Source organism: Caballeronia sp. INML2 (genome assembly GCF_023631365.1).
In the GTDB taxonomy this organism is placed as follows: Bacteria; Pseudomonadota; Gammaproteobacteria; order Burkholderiales; family Burkholderiaceae; genus Caballeronia; species Caballeronia turbans.
The window spans coordinates 1-275 of record NZ_JALQDH010000087.1 but is presented as its reverse complement, the minus strand read 5'-3'; the positions used below and the strand labels follow the sequence as shown (position 1 = coordinate 275).

The window sequence follows — 275 nt, the reverse complement described above, 5'->3', positions numbered from 1 at the left end:
GACGTACACGCTGCGCGTCGGCGACAGCGTGCCGGACATCCGCGACAAGAAGCTGCGGCTGCGCCGCGAAGGCGCGGATATCGTGCCCTACTACGCGCGCGCCGATATCGAGCGCGGCATGAGCCGCGCGCCCGTGCTCGCCTATGTGGAAGACCCCGCGATGCTCTACTCTATGCAATTACAGGGCGCGGGAAAGATCGTGCTGCCCGACGGCAAGAGCGTCATCCGTCTCGCCTATGCGGAACAGAACGGCTTCGCGTTCAATCCGCCCGTCG

1 protein-coding gene is annotated in these 275 nt (G+C 65.8%); it reads left to right on the top strand.

Translation table 11 applies throughout. The annotated features are described in order from the left end of the window. Positions 1-275, top strand: a 275-nt coding sequence (locus NCT32_RS29425) for an MltA domain-containing protein (RefSeq protein WP_250490861.1), incomplete at both ends; no start/stop codon positions are given.